The organism is Sporosarcina sp. P16b (genome assembly GCF_002743065.1).
Classification (GTDB): domain Bacteria; phylum Bacillota; class Bacilli; order Bacillales_A; family Planococcaceae; genus Sporosarcina.
Window position 1 is genome coordinate 30,561 of sequence record NZ_PDYO01000003.1, and the last position, 17,438, is coordinate 47,998.

The following is a 17,438-nucleotide window of genomic DNA, read 5'->3' on the forward strand; positions in this document are numbered from 1 at the left end:
TTGGTGGGAGTAGAATGCATACTTTTTCTTTAATCATATGAAAAGCGCCAATCCCTTTCGCGGATTGGCGCTTTTCGCAATACTTTAGCAAGTGTTTATAGTTGAATTCAAAGTGATAATAATGAAGTGCTTCTAGTCATGTGGGTTATCTTTAGATCACCGCCTTCTAAAAATCTTACTAAAGAAGATTTGCAAATACATCATATTCATTCAATACTTTCAGGCAAAATTTGACCACCGTCTACCACAAGTGTTTGCCCAGTTATAAAGTTTGCTTCTTTAGAAGCAAAGAAGGCAGCAGCATGTCCTATATCGTCTACAGTTCCTAAGCGTTTAAATGGTATTGCTGCAGCCATAGAATTTAAATACTCTTCTCCCAGTCCATCTAAACCTTCGGTGAGGATATTCCCCGGCGAGATGGCGTTAATTGTAATATTATTATTGGCTAATTCAAGTGCGGCAGTTCTCATGAAACCGAGTTGTGCGGCTTTACTGGCTCCATAATGTGCCCACCCAGAATAGCCTGTAATGGGTCCGGTAATAGAAGAAGTTAATATGAAACGTCCGTATTCAGCTTTTTTCACATATGGCATAAACGCTTTAACTGTAAAAAAGGTACCTTTAGAGTTAATGTTGTGTACGTGATCCCATTGTTCTTCGGTCATTTCCTCAATGGTAGCGGAAGGAAAAATCCCCGCATTGGCACAAATGATATCTATATTACCAAAATCATCAAAAATAGTTTTTGCTGCATTCTCCAATGAATGTATTGATGTCACGTCTGCTGTATAAGCATGGATCTTATTATCTTTATTTTGCAATTCCTTTGCGGTTTTTTGACCTTGCGTCAAATCACGAGAGATGATGGCAACATTTGCCCCTTGCTCAGAAAAGACTTTTGCAATACCTTTGCCAATCCCTTTACTACCACCTGTTACTACCACTGTTTTTCCATCAAATTGATTCTTCATTCTATCATCCTCCTATAATTGTTTAAATATCGTCTACCAATAAGAAGTGTAAATTAGAAATTTGAATGTATGGTTAAAACCACAACGGTTTGTTGTATCTTGTGGATTTGAATCATAGTATCATTAGAAAGATTTTTAGTCAATCGGTTATCTTTCTTCTTTCACGAATACTTTTAATAATCATCGTGTTTTTATAACTACTGTAGGCCGGTGTATTTGTTGGAACATTACAGCATATGTTAATTATTACTATGATTATGTACCTTTAGATGCTTTTCGAATGATAAAACATTAAATGAATATTAGCTTAATGAATTCTGAATCTTCTATTGACTATTTGGAATGCTGATGATATTCTTTTATAAATCCACAAGAATCAAAAACAATACACATCATTTAAAGGCTGTCAGTCGATTCTTGTGATAGAGTCTATTATACTGTGAATGTGAGGTGTTCTACACATAGACAGAATAGGGGATTGAATTATGTCATTATCATTTGAGGATAGAAAAAAAGTGATTTTAGAAGCATTAGAGCGAGATGAAAAAGTATATGTGCCTAGGCTAGCAAGTGAATTTCAAGTATCTGGAGAAACGATTCGAAGAGATTTAGATCGTCTTGAGAAAGAAGGGATTTTAAAAAAGGTTTATGGTGGTGCTGTTAAAGAAAAATCTTCATTAGAGCTTCCGTTTGATTTGAAAGCAGATATTCTAAGTATTGAAAAAAATGCTATATGCAAAGCGGCTGCCGAATTAGTTGAAGACGGTGATAGTGTAATTATTGGACATGGCACTACAACAGTAGGGATTATCCCTTATTTAGCTACTAAAAAAAATATTACCATCATCACACCGTCAGTACCCGTATTGTTAGCTACTATGGAACATTTTCATGGGAAAGTAATCTTTATTGGAGGTGAGTATGAAGCAAACCAAAAATTTACAAGTGGTCCTTTATCTACTTCTATTCTAAATCAATTAAAAGCTAATAAAGCTTTTGTAGCAGCAGGAGGTTTATCTATTAATGAAGGCATGTCTGACTATGACTTGCAGGGAGCTAGTAGTTCGAGACAAATGATGAATCGGGCAGATGAAACGATCATACTTGCCGATCACTCGAAGTTTGGAAGGACTACATTTGCTCATATCTGTTCATTGAAAGATATATCTATGATTATTACGGATAAGAAGTGTTCTAATGAGTGGAATAACGTATTGGAGGAAAACAGCATTGAGTTAATTGTAGCTAATTTGGAAAGTTGAAACTGCAAATTATAATATGTTTTGTTACCTCACTAAAAAGTTTCATATGAATAAAGAAAGTTATGCTATACCATTTAATGGATTAGTCTGTAATGGATATATTTAATTGATAAAATACTTTCTAAGTAAAGGTGGAGATAGAAGTCATGGAATATAACATGAGCAAATCAGCAGTACTAGATAAATCTATACAATATTGGAATCCCGGTAAGACGAAACAGTGGCAAACGGATGGTGTTGATTTAGTAATTGGCAAACGTGAAGATTATTACCTTTATGATATGGAAGGCAAAAAATTAATGGACCTTCATTTAAATGGAGGAACATACAATTTGGGACATCGAAATCAGGAGATTATATCATCATTAAAAGAAGCAATGGATTATTTTGATATTGGAAATCATCATTTTCCCTCGACTGCACGTGCGCAGTTAGCTGAACAGTTTGATAAGTGTACTCCAGATAATCTTCGCTACTCCATATTTTCAAGTGGCGGTGGAGAAGCTATAGATGTAGCTATTAAAAGTGCACGTTATGCAACTAAAAGAAGAAAAGTAGTTTCTCTTAAATATGCATATCATGGTCACACTGGAATAGCAGTTTCTTTAGGAAATGAACGTTACTCGAAATTGTTTTTGAGTGAAGGAAGCGCGGATGAAGTTGTCAATGTTATATTCAATGATTTAGATGAAATGGAAAGAGTGTTATCTAGAGAAGATGTAGCATGTGTGATCATTGAGACAATACCAGCTACATATGGTTTCCCTTTACCTAATCCTGGTTATCTGGAGGGGACAAAACGATTGTGCGAGAAATATGGCACTTTATATGTTGCAGATGAAGTACAAACAGGACTTTTGCGAACTGGAAAACTATGGGGGTTTGAGCATCATAATATCAAACCGGATATTATGGTAACTGCCAAAGGTCTAAGTGGCGGAATATATCCTATTGCAGCTACTATCGTCAGCGATAGAGTAGGTCAATGGATGAATGAAGATGGCTTTGCACATATATCTACATTCGGTGGATCAGAATTAGGGTGTGTAGTGGCGATGAAAGTTCTAGAGATCTCTCAACGCCCTGAGACGATAGAAAATGTAGATTATACTGCAAGATATTTACGTTCTGGTCTGGAGAGAATTAAGAATCAGTATTCAGATCAATTCACGGGGATACGTCAAAAAGGTGTCATTCTTGGCTTGGAGTTTGACAGAACGGATGGAGCTAAAGATATTATGAGGTCGTTGTATGAAAATGGAGTATGGGCCATTTATTCAATGCTTGATACAAAGGTTTTACAATTTAAACCTGGACTATTATTAGATCAACGCTATTGTGATGACTTGTTGAATCGTGTGGAGACGAGTATTGGTCAGGCTGTTCGGAAAATGTAGAGACATTTAGAAAGGGGGATTTTGAGGATGGGTAATACAAGTGCGAATACATGGGATCGGTCAATTGAATTTTTTAATCAAGTGTCGAAAAAAGCGAAGGTTATGTATGAGGGGCTAGATGATTTTTCAGTCAGGCTCCTAGATTACTCTGAAAATGCTACTTATCTTGTGGAAAATGCGGCAACTGATGAAAAATACATCTTACGGGTTTGTCGACCAGATTATCATAAGAAAGTTGAAATTGAAAGTGAAGTTAAATGGTTACAATCCATTGATGAATATACAACAATCATGGTTTCAAAACCTATTCTAGGTTCAAACAATGAATTTTTGCAAACGGTTACATTAGAAGGAGATAATAGAGAATACCATTGTGTGCTATTTACTTTTCTTGAAGGCGAAACACCGGATGTCGATAATGAAGAAAAATTAATACGGATATTTCGAGAAATCGGAAAAACTACAGCGCAATTTCATCAACATTCTATTTCCAATTATGCTAAGTTTGGAGAAATTAAACGTCCTATTTGGGATTACGATAATTTGTTGGGCGAACAACCTAAATGGGGAAGGTGGCAAGACGGCAGAGGGATCACTCCAGAACGTGAGCAACTTTTATCGCGTGTTTCATCAACAATTAAATCTCGTTTGGAGAATTTCGGTAAAGCACCTGATTCTTTTGGTTTAATTCATGCGGATTTGAGACATGCCAATCTCCTTATAGATAACGAGAAAAAGATCGTACAAGTGATTGACTTTGATGACAGTGGATTTGGTTGGTACTTATATGACCTAGCTACATCTTTATCGTTTATTGAACATCGTTCCTACGTCCCTAGACTGATAGAAGCTTGGCTCGAAGGGTATAGGGAAGTACGCCCATTATCCCCGAGAGAAGAAAGAGAAATTCCAACATTTATCATGATGAGAAGATTGCAACTCATTGCATGGATTGGTAGTCGCGATAATGAGACTGCTGAAGAACTTGGAGCTGAATATTCAGTGGAGACCGATAACTTGGCTATTTTATATCTAGAGAAGTTTGAATATTTGGAATAAATTAGTTGTCGAACCTTAAATAAGATAAAAATACGTTTTTAAAAGGAGAATACTATGAGTGATAAAAAGAATTTAGAATTAAAGAGAACACTCACCCCTTTTAACTTATGGGTTATCGGTGTCGGTATCGTTATATCGGGCAACTTCTTTGGTTGGAATTTCGGATTGAGTTCTTCTGGATATGTAGGCATGTTAATAGCTGTGGCTGTAATGGGTATCATGTACGCCTTCATGTCATTCGGTATTTCCGAGTTATCCACGGCTTTACCATTTGCCGGTGGACCGTATTCATTTGCTAGACGTGCCATGGGTCCTTTTGTAGGTTTTGTTACAGGTATAGGTGTCATGTTGCAGTATGTTATAGCTGCACCAGTTGTAGCGATTGGTATTGGTGCGTATATTAACTTCCTTTTTCCAGCTGTCAATCCAATTGTTTCGGCTGCGGTTATGTATGTGTTCTTCATGGCTGTCCATATTCTAGGCGTTAAAGAATATGCAAGACTTGAAGCTGTATTGGTGTTCATCGCATTAGCGCTCTTAGTGCTTATGTATTTCGTTGGATTACCTCAAATTAAAGTCGAAAATTTATTTGGAAGTGAAGGTCAATCCATGATTCCAGGTGGCATAAAGGGAATTTGGGCAGCCTTGCCATTTGCTATGTGGCTCTTCTTAGCTATCGAGATGCTACCGATGTTATCAGAGGAAACCCGTGATCCGAAAAAAGATATGCCAAAAGGTATTTTGTCGGGAATGTTTACACTCATTATTTTATCTGTATTAACTACAACGGTAGCGATTGGTCTTAGTGGTTACGATCAATTAAGCACAGCGGATGATCCATTACCTGCTGCAATTGCCGCTGCATTTGGAAATACCTATTGGCTGGCACAATTACTTGCTTCCGTTGGATTGGTTGGTTTGATAGCTAGTTTCTCAGGAGTAATACTCGCCTATTCTAGACAAATATTTTCCTTATCAAGAGCAGGATATTTGCCTGCAATATTTTCAAAACTACATCCAAAACGACGAACTCCATATATGGCAATAATTCTACCTGGCTTTATTGGATTAGTCTTAGTCGCATTCTTTAATCCGGATGATTTGATCTTAATTGCTACGTTTGGTGCACTGATCTCGTACATCTCGGTCAATCTTTCACTTATTATCTTACGTAAAAAAGAGCCTAATTTACATCGACCATATAAATCTCCCATGTATCCATTTATGCCAATTGTTTCAATGGTATTAGCCTGTATAGCCCTTTTCGCTAGTTTCTTTGCAAATCTTACTTTCTTCTGGGTGAGTATTGCAGTTTTCGGAGTAGCGATTCTGTATTACTTCATATGGGCACGGCACAATATCAATGCAGATGCGCCTGAAGAACAATTTTTACAAACTGAAGAAGATGAAGTGCATCTAATTCCTGAAGTTGCTAAGGAGAGTATTTGATGAACCTTTTGCAAGAAGACGTGCAGACCATTCTGTTTGATAAAGATGGTACATTAATTGATTTACCTTCAGTTTGGTTGCCGTGGATAGAAGATGTTGATAAATATCTATCAAATTCTATATCTAACTATCCGTATCAAGCTGAAGGAATCAAGTATTTAATCGGCGTCAATAAGCAAGACGGTACAATTGATCCTAAAGGTCCTCTTGCAATTGGAAGTGTAGAAGAAAGTGTATCCATTATTGCATTTTTGCTTTACACAAAAGGAATGTCTTGGGGCAGTGCGCTTTTATATGCAAGGAATAGTGTGGATTATGCAAATGAGCGGCAAAATCACTCGCCGTTTCTGCAACTAGTTGATGGTATTGAAGAGTTGCTAATTCAATTAACTGATAAAGGGTATAATTTAGGGGTTTTGACTGCCGATGATACAGACAAAGCGAATGACCAGTTGGATAGGTTGAACATACTAAAGTACTTTAACTTCGTAATTGGTAGCGATTTGGTAGAACGTAGTAAGCCGTTCCCAGACTTAGCATATGCCGCTCGTGATCGCTACGGAGTGAAGCTAGAAAACTCCGTTATGATTGGCGATACGAATGCGGATATTCAATTAGGAAAGAGCGCTGGAGTGAAGTTTACTATAGGAATAATCAGTTACACCGGAAGTGATGTAACGCATTTACGTGAAGCGGATTTACTAATTCATAATTACTCTGAATTACTTTCTTCGAGTAAGGAGGCAAAATGATGAACGCAGATATTATTGCAGAAATTACTAAAATGGTTATGAAAAGATTGGAGCAAGAAAAAACGCCGTCATCTTCTTTAACGGAATCGGAAATAAAACGTTGGAATAATATTTCAACATCTATACAAAGGGCAAGTGGAGATATGGTGGATACACAGAGTGATCTCTCTCCCTTAACACCGGAGGATCTGCGTAAGTGGAATAGTATTTCTGAGAAGAATTCGAAGAGACAACCAAGTGGTAGGAATTCAGACAACATTAGATTTCATACACAATACTAATGGTTACTAATCATACCCAATTTGAAACATTGATGTCGAATGCAGAGAGGATGTTTCATATTACTCAATACAGTACTTCATATAGTGCAATTTCAGAGATGATGGAAGCTGTACAGAGAGCAAGATCGGCTCAAGAGAAGTTTATTAAATTCGGGCCTGAAAAAATTGATCGAATAGTTAAAAGTATTGCCGAAGCTGCATTTGCAAAGGCGGACTATCTTGCAACAATTGCTGTAGAAGAAACGAGCATGGGTGTTATAGAGCATAAGAAAATAAAAAATGAACTTGGATCTATGGGTGTTTACGAGTCTATCAAAGATGAAAAAACGATAGGTGTAATCAAGCGTGATCAGAAGCTGAAATTAACAGAAGTGGCCTATCCATTTGGGGTTATTGCGGCTATTTGTCCGACAACGAATCCCACCTCTACAGCAATCTTCAAAACATTGATTTCACTAAAGGCTGGAAATGCAATCGTAGTTAGTCCACACCCTACAGCAGCTTATTGCACGGTAGAAGCTTTAAAGATTTGTTCAGAAGCCGCTATATTGGCGGGGGCGCCTGAAGGACTCATTGGATGGATTTCGAAACCATCTATGGAGGCTACTACTAGTCTCATTCAACATCCAACCATTGATCTGATTCTCGCCACGGGCGGTAGTGGACTAGTCAAAGCCGCATATAGTTCGGGTAAGCCAGCGTATGGTGTCGGCCCGGGGAATGGACCCGTGTATTTTGAGAAATCGGCAAATGTGAGGAAAGCTGTTCAACTGGTTTTAGATAGCAAAACATTTGATAATGGGACTCTGTGTTCTACAGAACAATCGATAGTTGTGCATAAAAACATTAAAGAATTAGCAATGCGTGAATTACGTAATCACGGCGCCTATTTTTTGGATCAAGAAGAGAAGCAACGATTAGGTAACGTAATTGCACCTAAAGAGGGGCAGTTAAATACCAAAATAGTAGGTAGATCTGCAGAGTGGATAGCACAGATGGCTAATATTAATGTGCCCAAGGGTACGAGAGTATTAATTGCTGAAGAGAACAAGATCGGGAAAAGTGTTCCATTTTCACTTGAAAAACTCGCCCCGATCTTTCCACTATACACAGCGGAAAGTGAAGAAGAAGCCCACCGGATTTGTGGAGAACTTTTAAACTTTATCGGAAGGGGACATAGTTGTTCTATTCATACTTCGGATGATGAGGCTGCAGAACGGTTTGGTCTTGCGATGCCTGTTTCTCGTGTCTTAGTCAATACAATGGCGTCAATTGGCGCAGCAGGTGCAACTACAGCACTTATGCCGTCTTTAACGCTAGGTTGCGGATCGTATGGAGGTAATATTTCGTCAGACAATATTACAGCGCGACATTTGTTTAATACGAAAAGAATTGCTTTTGGAATCAATGAAGTTACACTTCCAAAACAATCTCATTACAGACTAAAACCTGCGGAAGGTATTTCTGACAAGGATACAAATATCAATATTGAAGAAGTTGTGGATCAAGTCATGCAAGAAATAAATAAAAATCATCTTGATTCAAGCCTATTAACAATTTCTACTGTAATAGAACAAATAGTCAAACAGTCCACTAGTTAATTAAAAGGAGGAAATTGTAATGAATGAAATTAATGGAGCGTTAGGAATGATTGAAACAAAAGGTTTGGTAGCTGCGTTAGAGGCGGCAGATGCAATGGTCAAAGCAGCAAATGTACAAATAATAGGTAAGACACATGTTGGTGGAGGCATTGTAACAGTTCTTGTAACAGGGGATGTGGGAGCAGTGAAAGCAGCCACTGAGTCAGGAAGTGCGGCCGCAAGCAGAGTGGGGGAATTACTTTCGGTTCATGTAATACCACGACCACATAATGAAATTTCAAGTATACTGCCAAAGGTAAATTCATGAGACATATTTGATATGAGGGCAGGGGATCAGGAATGTTAATCGGTACAGTCATAGAAAATATTTGGGCAACCCGTAAAGAGGAAGGTCTGACAGGTTTAACGTTCCTTGTAATAAAACCGGGCTTAGATCAAAAACTCGGTTCTTCTGAGATGCCTATTATTGCGGTGGATCGTATAGGTGCAGGAATAGGGGATAAAGTGATAGTTACACAAGGTTCTCCTGCCAGTATTATTCAAGCGGATCAAAAAATCCCTATCGATGCCATCGTTATTGGTATTGTGGATTCCCCTATGAATGGAATGTGATGAAAAATGAAAGAAGCATTAGGCATGATAGAAGTATTTGGAGTTGCCCACTCTATCATTATTGCAGATTCCATGCTTAAGACATCAAATATTCGTATTCTTTCAACAGAAGAAGTGAGTCAAGCATATTATACAGTGGTTATTGTAGGTGACGTAGACTCCGTTCACCTGGCAATTGAACAGGGTAGAGAAATTGCCGATAAAGCAGATGTATTAATTGCATCGAAAGTTATAGCGAGACCGATGCGAGAGACCATTACTAATATGTTGGAAAAAACGTATGAAAAATAGGAGGAATATAACATGAGTAGCGAAGCTTTAGGAATGATAGAGACAAAGGGATTAGTAGCGTCTATAGAAGCGGCAGATGCAATGGTGAAATCTGCAAATGTTCAAGTGGTAGGTAAGGTCCATGTTGGTGGCGGCATTGTAACCGTTCTAGTGAGAGGTGATGTTGGGGCTGTAAAGGCAGCGACAGAATCAGGAGCTACTGCAGCACAAAGAGTGGGTGAGCTAATCTCAGTTCATGTAATACCAAGACCGCATAATGAGTTAGAGAGTTTATTGCCAAAAGCGGATTCTTTAAATTGATACTAAAGGGGGGGACTTTATGGACGGGGAGGTAATTCAAGCAATTGTGGAAGATGTCATTAATGAGATGACTAAAAACTCATCAAATAGTAGTGCAATCCCGATCTCTATTTCAGCAAGACACTGTCATTTATGTCAAGAGGATATCGAAACGTTATTTGGACCGGGTTACGAATTAACGAAAAAGTCAAATCTATCACAACCTGGACAATTTGCTGCTAACGAAACTGTCGTTTTAATTGGGCCACGTGACAGTATACATTCAGTTCGTATCCTCGGACCCGCTCGTAGTGTGTCTCAAGTAGAAGTGAGCAAAACGGATGGAATTAAACTAGGAGTAAATCCACCGTTGCGAGAATCAGGAGATATTAAAGATTCAGCTTCTATTACGTTAGTTGGAACAAAGGGAAGTGTCTATTTAAAAGAAGGCCTGATCGTGGCGAAAGCGCATATTCATATGCACCCAGATGATGCAGAAACACTCAAAGTAACTAATGGCGAGTACGTAAAAGTGACAGTACAAAATGAGAGACCTGTAACATTTGAAAAAGTGCTTATCCGCGTGTCACCCAACTACATAATGGATATGCATATTGATACGGATGAAGCTAACTCGTGTGCTATTGAAAACGGCTCGTTCGGTACAATTCGTCATATTGAGCGGAATAATGAATCATAAAAACGCGATTGAGGACATAGTTCAAGAAGTGCTAAATCAGTTGGGGAAATCAAAGCTATATGTAAATGATACATCATTGCCTCTCTTATATGTTCATCATGCTGACAACGAAACTGTTCAAATATTGAACGAGGATTGGAAAGTAACTAAGAATCCAGAGGAAAGTGCAGATCATGTACTGTTTTGTGATGTTTCACAAAACGTTCTTGTAAAAGGAGCGATGGGTTTAGCGGATGATCCGTGTAGTAAGTGGCTTGCCACGTTTTTACTGAATGGCAAGAAAGTAACGATGATTCCATCAAAGGACTTAGAGTGGTTATTGTGCCTGGATGAAAAGTACACACCGTATAAAAGTTATCTGTTTGCACATAAGGAAAAGCTTGAGGGCTTTGGTGTACATTTCACTACATTGAATAATTTTACAAGGTCTCTTAAAAACGTAAATAACCTTTTAGCTGAAAAACTTTTAACTGAAAAAATAGTGAAAAACACTTTGAGCAAAGTTATTTTTATTGGACCTGCCACTATTGTTACTCCGTTGGCTCGTGATACTGCAAAGGAGCTTGGAAAAGTAATTACGGTAATTGAATAAGTATTCAAGGAAAGCGGTGAATATTTTGGGGAAAGCAATTGGTATGATTGAGACAAAAGGTTTCATAGGTTCTATCGAAGCAGCAGATACTATGTTGAAATCTTCAGACGTCCGATTAGTAAAACATGAACAAATCGACGCGGGACTTGTGACTGTAGTAATTGAAGGAGATGTCGGTGCAGTAAAGGCAGCTGTTGAAGCAGGGGAAATAGCTGCTACCAGAGTAGGCGAACTTATTGCGAGCCATGTAATACCAAACCTTGATGATTCGATGTCGAAATTAATTCTATCCAAAGTAGAAATAGGGGAGAAGAAAATACAAAAGAAGAATGCAAGAGTAGAAAGTGTGCAAAAACAAGTGAATAAACCTATACCAGCTGATGAGGATCATAAAATTGAAAAAACAAAAAAGCCATACTGATATAAATAAAAGGGGGTTACATTTTGGCGTTTATCCGAAAGAAAATTGCGGTCATAGGTGCTGGACATACCGGATCTACAGTTGCCCTTTTATTAGCACAAAAGGAGTTAGGGGATATAGTGCTTGTTGATGTTCCTTCTTTTAAGAATACTGCTAAAGGAAAAGCTTTAGATATCCAGCAAACAGGACCTATACACAGAACGAATACAAGAGTTCAAAGCACGTCTAATTACGAAGATATTAAGGATTCGGATTTCGTAATCATTACTGCAGGTATTGCGCGTAAACCAGGTATGAGTAGAGATGAACTGGTGACTACAAATGCGGGGATTATGCAGGAAGTTTCAAAAAAAGTTGCCTATTATGCTCCAGAGAGCTACGTCTTAGTTTTAAGTAACCCAGTGGATGCAATGACTTACGTTTGCTATAAAACAACCGGGTTTTCTAAAAACCGCGTGATTGGTCAATCGGGAGTATTGGATACAGCACGTTTCAATACATTCGTTGCGATGGAACTGAATATTTCAGTAGAAGATGTGTCGGGGTTTGTATTAGGTGGACATGGAAATGATATGGTACCGCTAATTCAATATTCTCACGTCGGGGGTATCCCATTAGATAAAATACTCTCATCTGATAGGATTGAAAAAATTGTGGAACGCACCCGAAAAGGCGGGGGGGAAATTGTTAGCTTACTTGCTAATGGAAGTGCATACTATGCTCCTGCCGCAGCACTTGTACAAATGGCGGAAGCTATTTTATTAGATAAAAAACGGATTTTGCCAGCTATAGCATATTTAGATGGCGAGTATGGTTTTAAAGACATTTATTTTGGAGTTCCCACAATACTGGGCGGTAATGGTATTGAAAGTATCATTGAATTACCATTGGATGAGGAGGAGATGAATGCATTGAAGCGCTCTGCGAATTCAGTTCAAAAGATCTTAAAATCAATTTATGAGTTGGGCAAATAATATGGTTTGGAAGCGTGAATCCGATTGGAGCGCTTCTATTAGAGTATATTAACAGTCTTCTAAACAAATTAATCACTAAGCAGATAATCGAATATGTACAAAAGGTAATAGTTCCTTGTGAAATTAGCCGAGGAACTTTTTCGTGATTTTCCAGTAATACCGTTTATCATCTCATTTGCTAACTCGTTTATTTATAAAGATTTGGTGGCGTTTGATCAGAAATACGATGAGGAAATACAGTCGTGTAAGCTAGCAAACGGAATGTAATTCAAGAGGGAAATGCTTCACTGGAGTACGAAGTGAGAATGGAAAGGTATATTAATGTAAGTTCTTACACAGTTCATACAAGGTTGATCAAATCAACGTAGGGCAGTCGGCGTTGGTTCTATAATAATAGTTTTAAGAGGCTTAACAAGTCGTGTAGACTCAACTATATCGGCCAAGTAAGTATGAAGATGAGAACTTATCTTGAAGGGTAATTCATTTCATTATATGTATAAACAACCGCCACTACTAAAGTGACGGTTATTTTCTTATTTGTGTTTACGAATATGAAACAGCCGGGAAAGGCCTTTCAAAATGATCGCCAAGGCGAACAAGACGATACTGATCACCAAAATTACAGCAAGAGCAAATAGCAATAAGCTTCCAGCGAGAGTTGCCAATAGGCCCGGAACGATCAAAAACAAGCCGAGCAAAGCATATCCGGCTAAAATCCCGAAGAAGAAAAGCCATTCATTGCTTAGTTTTGCACATTTCGACATATATTTCACCTCCTTGCTGTACTATATGTAGCGTTCAGCAAGGCGATGTAATGCAATACACTCGGTTTGCGATAATAAAAGAGTATTTATCTACAGAATATGCGATTCTACCAACTACATCATTAAAAAAACGAGGCTTCCCATCGATAAACCGATAGGAAGCCTCGTTGTGATGCTCTCGATATGCGATTATGTGGTGCCGACTCTACTTACATTCAATCAAACGTCAACACAATACGGCCATTGATTTGCCCTTTTTCCATCTTTTCAAGAATTGCATTCACATCGGAAAGGGGAGCCGTTTCAATCTGTGCTTTCACTTTTCCTCGTGCCGCAAAATCAAGCGCTTCTTTCATGTCGATTCGTGTGCCCACGATGGAACCTTTTACTGTGATTCCGTTTAACACGGTGTTGAAAATGGGGATCGGTAAATCTTCGTGTGGCAATCCGACCGCAACCAATGTGCCGCCACGTTTGACGGAACGATACGCTTGCTCGAAAGGTACTTGGGCTACAGCTACGCTAATAGCCGCCTGTACGCCGCCGATTTGTTGTTGGATGGCTTCGGCAGGATCTTCTTTTTTGCCGTTCACTGTTATGTCAGCGCCGAGTTTCTTCGCGAGCTCTAACTTTTCATCCGCAATATCTACCGCCACTACATTGAATCCCATAGCTTTCGCATACTGTAGCGCTACGTGGCCCAATCCGCCGATGCCGTAAATCGCGACCCAGTCGCCTGGTTTTGCACCGGATACTTTCAACGCTTTATATGTTGTCACACCTGCGCAGAGGATGGGTGCGGCTTCAACAGAGCTGAGGTTTTCTGGAATTTTCGCGACATAATCCGCTGCTGCGAGGCAATACTCCGCGTATCCACCGTCCACTGAATAACCACCGTTTTCTTGATTGTGGCACAGAGTTTCTTTCCCTTGTAGACAATAATCACATTCACCGCATGCAGAGTAGAGCCAAGGTATACCGACACGATCTCCGACTTTAACAGCCGTGACGTTCGGTCCAATAGCTTCAACAATTCCTACACCTTCATGACCTGGAATGAGAGGAAGTTTCGGTTTGACAGGCCAGTCACCGTTGATCGCGTGTAAGTCTGTATGACAGACGCCGCATGCCTCTAGTTTGACTAGTGCCTGACCGGCTCCAGGTGTTGGTTTTGGTGTGTCTTCAATCTGCAACTTTGTCTGGAATTCTTTAACGATCGCTGCTTTCATTGTGGTCTGTTTTGTAGTCCCTCTTGCATTACTGTTTTGAATTGCTGGCTTCATGAATGATTCCTCCCTTTTTCTCTTACGGACTATCTATACGTCGGGGGAATACAGATTAGTACACGTTACGTGAAAAATACTACAGTATGTAAAACACCTTCTTTCTGTCTTTCAGGAAGAAGGTGTTTAAACGGTACCAGGTCCCCACACAATTCAAGAACTATTCAGATAAATCTGAATGTGGTAGTATCAGAATTTCTTTTAATAGAGTTACGTAGGCACTTCTAGAATGTCACGACTATTGTAGATATTCAATATTTCTTCTGTTTCCATCAAACAATAAGTAACGTAAGCTGCTGTGGTTTTCTCGAATGGTGGAGGTAGGCAGTCCGGGAGTTTTGATGTATCCAGATAAGGATAAGGTGACGGAGTAGAAGAATGGTAGTTGGGGAATGTACTAAATGGGTATTCAGCCAAATGTTTGACCATAGGTGTTTTTGTTGCAATCGGATTTCGGTGAATATAGCGGCTTACGGCCAGCATAGCATAAGTAGATTTTACTTCCTTAGAATAATATCTACCTTGATAAAGCTGTCCAACATAGTCGTAACGTTTAGCGTAATAATCGCTGTATTTCCGATTGATATGCCGCATGATGTTGGATAGGTTGTCTTCAGATTGAAGTAGAATGTGATAATGATTTGTCATGATACAGAACGCAACAATAGTAAAATGGTAATCGATCGATGCATGACCTATACATCGCATCACATGTAGCATATCCTCTTCGGTAGCGTAGATATTCTGTCTGTTATTGCCGCGCATAACGACATGGTAGTATGCATTCGGTCGCCAATTCCGTTTACGTCTTGCCATTGATCTCTCCTCCTAGTTGGTTGTGAATCTATTGAGTATAGAGGAGAAGTTTCATTTTGGTCAAAAGGGCGAAATTGAATTTTGGAAAACAGAAAGTGCATACGAATCCTGTTGCGAGTTTGAAGAATTGAATCTTTGCCGTTATTACAGTAGATGATTTCAATTTCTATGTATTTTGGGATTTGAATTGTGCGAGAATTGTGTGAGGACCTGGTACCATCCCCAAGTGAATTGTGCGAGAATTGTGTGGGGACCTGGTACCATCCCCAAATTGTGTGAGAATTGTGTGGGGACCTGGTACCATTCCCACGAATTGTGTGAGAATTGTGTGGGGACCTGGTACCGTCCCCACGAATTGCGTGGGAATTGTGTGGGGACCTGGTACCGTCCACCACCAGTCCCCACCGGTACCATCCCACATCCCCACCATCCCCACAAAATCTTTATTCCCAACGACCTGTAAGTACTTTCTGGCGTGTATAGAAATTCAGTCCGTCTTTACCGTTCGCATGAAGATCACCATAGAAGGAATCTTTCCAACCGGAGAACGGGAAGAAGGCCATCGGTGCAGGGACGCCGATATTTAATCCGAGCATTCCGGCATCGATGTTTTCGCGGAAGTTACGCACATTTCCGCCGTCTTTTGTAAAGATACAAGCACCGTTAGCGAACTTGGATTTGTTTGATAATTGGATCGCTTCATCCAAGTTTTTAACGCGGCTGATCGATAAAACAGGTGCGAAAATTTCGTCTTGCCAAATCTTCATTTCGCTCGTTACATGATCAAAGATCGTCGGGCCGACAAAGTATCCTTTTCCTTTAGCTGCGCTGTCTTCTCTACCGTCGCGAATCAGAGTAGCACCTTCATTTTCTCCTGTTGCGATGTATTGCTCTGTTTTTTCTTTATGTGCGTCGCGAATAACAGGCCCTAGGAAAATACCTTCATCTAAACCGTTTCCGATTGTCAGTTCATTCGCTCTGTTGCGTAATGTTTCAACGAATTCATCCGCAATCGCATCTTCAACCGCAACGACTGAACAAGCCATACAACGTTCACCTGCTGAACCGAACGCTGCGTTGATAATTTGTGTGGCGGCATTGTCTAAGTTCGCATCTTTTAATACGATGGAGTGGTTTTTTGCTCCTGCGAGTGCTTGCACGCGTTTTAAGTTGTCTGTTCCACGCTTGTACACGTACTCGGCAACAGGCTGAGATCCCACGAATGAAATGGCAGCGACTTGTTCGTGATCTAGCATGCCATTCACTACGTCATGTGCACCGTGTACAATATTAAAGACACCTTTAGGTAAGCCAGCTTCTTCAAGTAGTTCAGCTAAGCGGTTTGCTAGCATAGGTGTGCGCTCGGATGGCTTGAGTACAAATGTATTACCTGTTGCGATGGCCATCGGGAACATCCAGCAAGGTACCATCATCGGGAAGTTAAAGGGTGTGATCCCACCGATGACGCCAATCGGATAGCGATACGTTCCGGATTCCAAACCTACCGCGATGGACGGTAAGTTATCGCCCATCATCAAAGTAGGGGCACCTGTAGCAAATTCTACACATTCAATTCCGCGCAGTACTTCACCGTGCGCTTCGGTAAAGTTCTTTCCGTTTTCGACAGTGATGATTCTAGCGAGTTCATCCCAGTTTTCCACTAATAGTTGTTGGTATTTGAAGAGAATACGTGCGCGACGTGGAACGGCTACTTCTTTCCACGTAACGAATGCCTCATTTGCAGCTTGTACTGCAGTATCTAAATCTTCTTTTGTCGAGATTGGAACATTTGCCACTATCTCTCCAGTTGCAGGATTAAATACAGGCTCTGTCTGATCAGTCGAAGCAGATACCCATTCACCGTTAATATAGTTTTGTACTGTTAGTGTCGAATTCGTAGTCATATAAATGACCTCCTAGTGTAATGATGTGTC

The 17,438-nt window shown here is 39.7% G+C and carries 20 protein-coding genes; 15 read left to right on the plus strand and 5 right to left on the minus strand.

Features of this window, described 5'->3' with window-relative positions:
* Nucleotides 1-206 precede the first annotated feature (206 nt).
* Nucleotides 207-971, minus strand: a complete 765-nt coding sequence (gene fabG / locus CSV77_RS05850) for a 3-oxoacyl-ACP reductase FabG (protein ID WP_099672675.1) — start codon at nt 969-971, stop codon at nt 207-209.
* Nucleotides 972-1,456: 485 nt separating this feature from the next.
* On the opposite strand from fabG, the gene CSV77_RS05855 reads away from it, so the two are divergent.
* From CSV77_RS05855 to mdh, 15 genes are all read left to right on the plus strand, one after another.
* Nucleotides 1,457-2,233, plus strand: a complete 777-nt coding sequence (locus tag CSV77_RS05855; protein ID WP_099672676.1) for a DeoR/GlpR family DNA-binding transcription regulator — start codon at nt 1,457-1,459, stop codon at nt 2,231-2,233.
* A 146-nt stretch (nt 2,234-2,379) separates the two neighbouring features.
* Nucleotides 2,380-3,630, plus strand: a complete 1,251-nt coding sequence (locus CSV77_RS05860) for a class-III pyridoxal-phosphate-dependent aminotransferase (protein WP_099672677.1) — start codon at nt 2,380-2,382, stop codon at nt 3,628-3,630.
* Nucleotides 3,631-3,657: 27 nt separating this feature from the next.
* Nucleotides 3,658-4,689: a phosphotransferase enzyme family protein gene (locus CSV77_RS05865; RefSeq protein WP_099672678.1), complete on the plus strand. Its 1,032-nt coding sequence runs from the start codon at nt 3,658-3,660 to the stop codon at nt 4,687-4,689.
* A gap of 54 nt (nt 4,690-4,743) precedes the next feature.
* A complete protein-coding gene (eat, locus tag CSV77_RS05870; RefSeq protein ID WP_099672679.1) occupies nt 4,744-6,138 on the plus strand; it encodes an ethanolamine permease in 1,395 nt (464 codons plus the stop codon).
* Nucleotides 6,138-6,890, plus strand: coding sequence for an HAD family hydrolase (locus tag CSV77_RS05875; RefSeq protein WP_099672680.1), 753 nt, complete (start codon nt 6,138-6,140; stop codon nt 6,888-6,890). The genes eat and CSV77_RS05875 overlap by 1 nt, the downstream gene beginning before the upstream one ends.
* Complete coding sequence (locus tag CSV77_RS05880; RefSeq protein ID WP_099672681.1) at nt 6,890-7,171, plus strand: hypothetical protein; 282 nt, start codon at nt 6,890-6,892, stop codon at nt 7,169-7,171. The genes CSV77_RS05875 and CSV77_RS05880 overlap by 1 nt, the downstream gene beginning before the upstream one ends.
* Before the next feature lie 50 nt (nt 7,172-7,221).
* A complete protein-coding gene (locus tag CSV77_RS05885; protein WP_099672799.1) occupies nt 7,222-8,772 on the plus strand; it encodes an aldehyde dehydrogenase family protein in 1,551 nt (516 codons plus the stop codon).
* Nucleotides 8,773-8,791: 19 nt separating this feature from the next.
* Nucleotides 8,792-9,079: a BMC domain-containing protein gene (locus CSV77_RS05890; RefSeq protein ID WP_099672682.1), complete on the plus strand. Its 288-nt coding sequence runs from the start codon at nt 8,792-8,794 to the stop codon at nt 9,077-9,079.
* Between the two features lie 32 nt (nt 9,080-9,111).
* A complete protein-coding gene (locus tag CSV77_RS05895; RefSeq protein ID WP_099672683.1) occupies nt 9,112-9,384 on the plus strand; it encodes a EutN/CcmL family microcompartment protein in 273 nt (90 codons plus the stop codon).
* A 6-nt stretch (nt 9,385-9,390) separates the two neighbouring features.
* Nucleotides 9,391-9,675 (plus strand): BMC domain-containing protein, encoded by a 285-nt coding sequence (locus tag CSV77_RS05900; RefSeq protein WP_099672684.1) that lies wholly within the window; start codon nt 9,391-9,393, stop codon nt 9,673-9,675.
* 12 nt (nt 9,676-9,687) lie between these two features.
* Nucleotides 9,688-9,975: a BMC domain-containing protein gene (locus CSV77_RS05905; RefSeq protein WP_085132816.1), complete on the plus strand. Its 288-nt coding sequence runs from the start codon at nt 9,688-9,690 to the stop codon at nt 9,973-9,975.
* A 19-nt stretch (nt 9,976-9,994) separates the two neighbouring features.
* Nucleotides 9,995-10,654 carry a phosphate propanoyltransferase gene (gene pduL / locus CSV77_RS05910; protein ID WP_099672685.1) on the plus strand — a complete coding sequence of 220 codons (660 nt, stop codon included), beginning with the start codon at nt 9,995-9,997 and terminating at the stop codon, nt 10,652-10,654.
* Complete coding sequence (locus tag CSV77_RS05915) at nt 10,644-11,246, plus strand: hypothetical protein (protein WP_099672686.1); 603 nt, start codon at nt 10,644-10,646, stop codon at nt 11,244-11,246. The genes pduL and CSV77_RS05915 overlap by 11 nt, the downstream gene beginning before the upstream one ends.
* A gap of 25 nt (nt 11,247-11,271) precedes the next feature.
* Entirely contained in the window at nt 11,272-11,667 is a 396-nt protein-coding gene (locus CSV77_RS05920) for a BMC domain-containing protein (protein WP_099672800.1), read from the plus strand.
* Nucleotides 11,668-11,690: 23 nt separating this feature from the next.
* Nucleotides 11,691-12,641 carry a malate dehydrogenase gene (gene mdh, locus CSV77_RS05925; protein ID WP_099672687.1) on the plus strand — a complete coding sequence of 317 codons (951 nt, stop codon included), beginning with the start codon at nt 11,691-11,693 and terminating at the stop codon, nt 12,639-12,641.
* Between the two features lie 533 nt (nt 12,642-13,174).
* Here mdh and CSV77_RS05930 read toward each other — a convergent pair.
* From CSV77_RS05930 to CSV77_RS05950, 4 genes are all read right to left on the minus strand, one after another.
* Complete coding sequence (locus CSV77_RS05930; protein WP_099631342.1) at nt 13,175-13,405, minus strand: hypothetical protein; 231 nt, start codon at nt 13,403-13,405, stop codon at nt 13,175-13,177.
* Between the two features lie 215 nt (nt 13,406-13,620).
* Complete coding sequence (adhP, locus tag CSV77_RS05935; protein WP_099672801.1) at nt 13,621-14,634, minus strand: alcohol dehydrogenase AdhP; 1,014 nt, start codon at nt 14,632-14,634, stop codon at nt 13,621-13,623.
* Between the two features lie 264 nt (nt 14,635-14,898).
* Nucleotides 14,899-15,504 (minus strand): transposase, encoded by a 606-nt coding sequence (locus CSV77_RS05940; RefSeq protein ID WP_099672688.1) that lies wholly within the window; start codon nt 15,502-15,504, stop codon nt 14,899-14,901.
* 443 nt (nt 15,505-15,947) lie between these two features.
* Nucleotides 15,948-17,408 (minus strand): CoA-acylating methylmalonate-semialdehyde dehydrogenase, encoded by a 1,461-nt coding sequence (locus CSV77_RS05950; protein ID WP_099672690.1) that lies wholly within the window; start codon nt 17,406-17,408, stop codon nt 15,948-15,950.
* Nucleotides 17,409-17,438 lie beyond the last annotated feature (30 nt).

Coding starts and splice junctions, on each gene's coding strand:
- fabG (WP_099672675.1), bottom strand. CDS start 971: ATGAAGAATCAATTTGATGGAAAAACAGTGGTAGTAACAGGTGGTAGT.
- CSV77_RS05855 (WP_099672676.1), top strand. CDS start 1,457: ATGTCATTATCATTTGAGGATAGAAAAAAAGTGATTTTAGAAGCATTA.
- CSV77_RS05860 (WP_099672677.1), top strand. CDS start 2,380: ATGGAATATAACATGAGCAAATCAGCAGTACTAGATAAATCTATACAA.
- CSV77_RS05865 (WP_099672678.1), top strand. CDS start 3,658: ATGGGTAATACAAGTGCGAATACATGGGATCGGTCAATTGAATTTTTT.
- eat (WP_099672679.1), top strand. CDS start 4,744: ATGAGTGATAAAAAGAATTTAGAATTAAAGAGAACACTCACCCCTTTT.
- CSV77_RS05875 (WP_099672680.1), top strand. CDS start 6,138: ATGAACCTTTTGCAAGAAGACGTGCAGACCATTCTGTTTGATAAAGAT.
- CSV77_RS05880 (WP_099672681.1), top strand. CDS start 6,890: ATGAACGCAGATATTATTGCAGAAATTACTAAAATGGTTATGAAAAGA.
- CSV77_RS05885 (WP_099672799.1), top strand. CDS start 7,222: ATGTTTCATATTACTCAATACAGTACTTCATATAGTGCAATTTCAGAG.
- CSV77_RS05890 (WP_099672682.1), top strand. CDS start 8,792: ATGAATGAAATTAATGGAGCGTTAGGAATGATTGAAACAAAAGGTTTG.
- CSV77_RS05895 (WP_099672683.1), top strand. CDS start 9,112: ATGTTAATCGGTACAGTCATAGAAAATATTTGGGCAACCCGTAAAGAG.
- CSV77_RS05900 (WP_099672684.1), top strand. CDS start 9,391: ATGAAAGAAGCATTAGGCATGATAGAAGTATTTGGAGTTGCCCACTCT.
- CSV77_RS05905 (WP_085132816.1), top strand. CDS start 9,688: ATGAGTAGCGAAGCTTTAGGAATGATAGAGACAAAGGGATTAGTAGCG.
- pduL (WP_099672685.1), top strand. CDS start 9,995: ATGGACGGGGAGGTAATTCAAGCAATTGTGGAAGATGTCATTAATGAG.
- CSV77_RS05915 (WP_099672686.1), top strand. CDS start 10,644: ATGAATCATAAAAACGCGATTGAGGACATAGTTCAAGAAGTGCTAAAT.
- CSV77_RS05930 (WP_099631342.1), bottom strand. CDS start 13,405: ATGTCGAAATGTGCAAAACTAAGCAATGAATGGCTTTTCTTCTTCGGG.
- adhP (WP_099672801.1), bottom strand. CDS start 14,634: ATGAAAGCAGCGATCGTTAAAGAATTCCAGACAAAGTTGCAGATTGAA.
- CSV77_RS05940 (WP_099672688.1), bottom strand. CDS start 15,504: ATGGCAAGACGTAAACGGAATTGGCGACCGAATGCATACTACCATGTC.
- CSV77_RS05950 (WP_099672690.1), bottom strand. CDS start 17,408: ATGACTACGAATTCGACACTAACAGTACAAAACTATATTAACGGTGAA.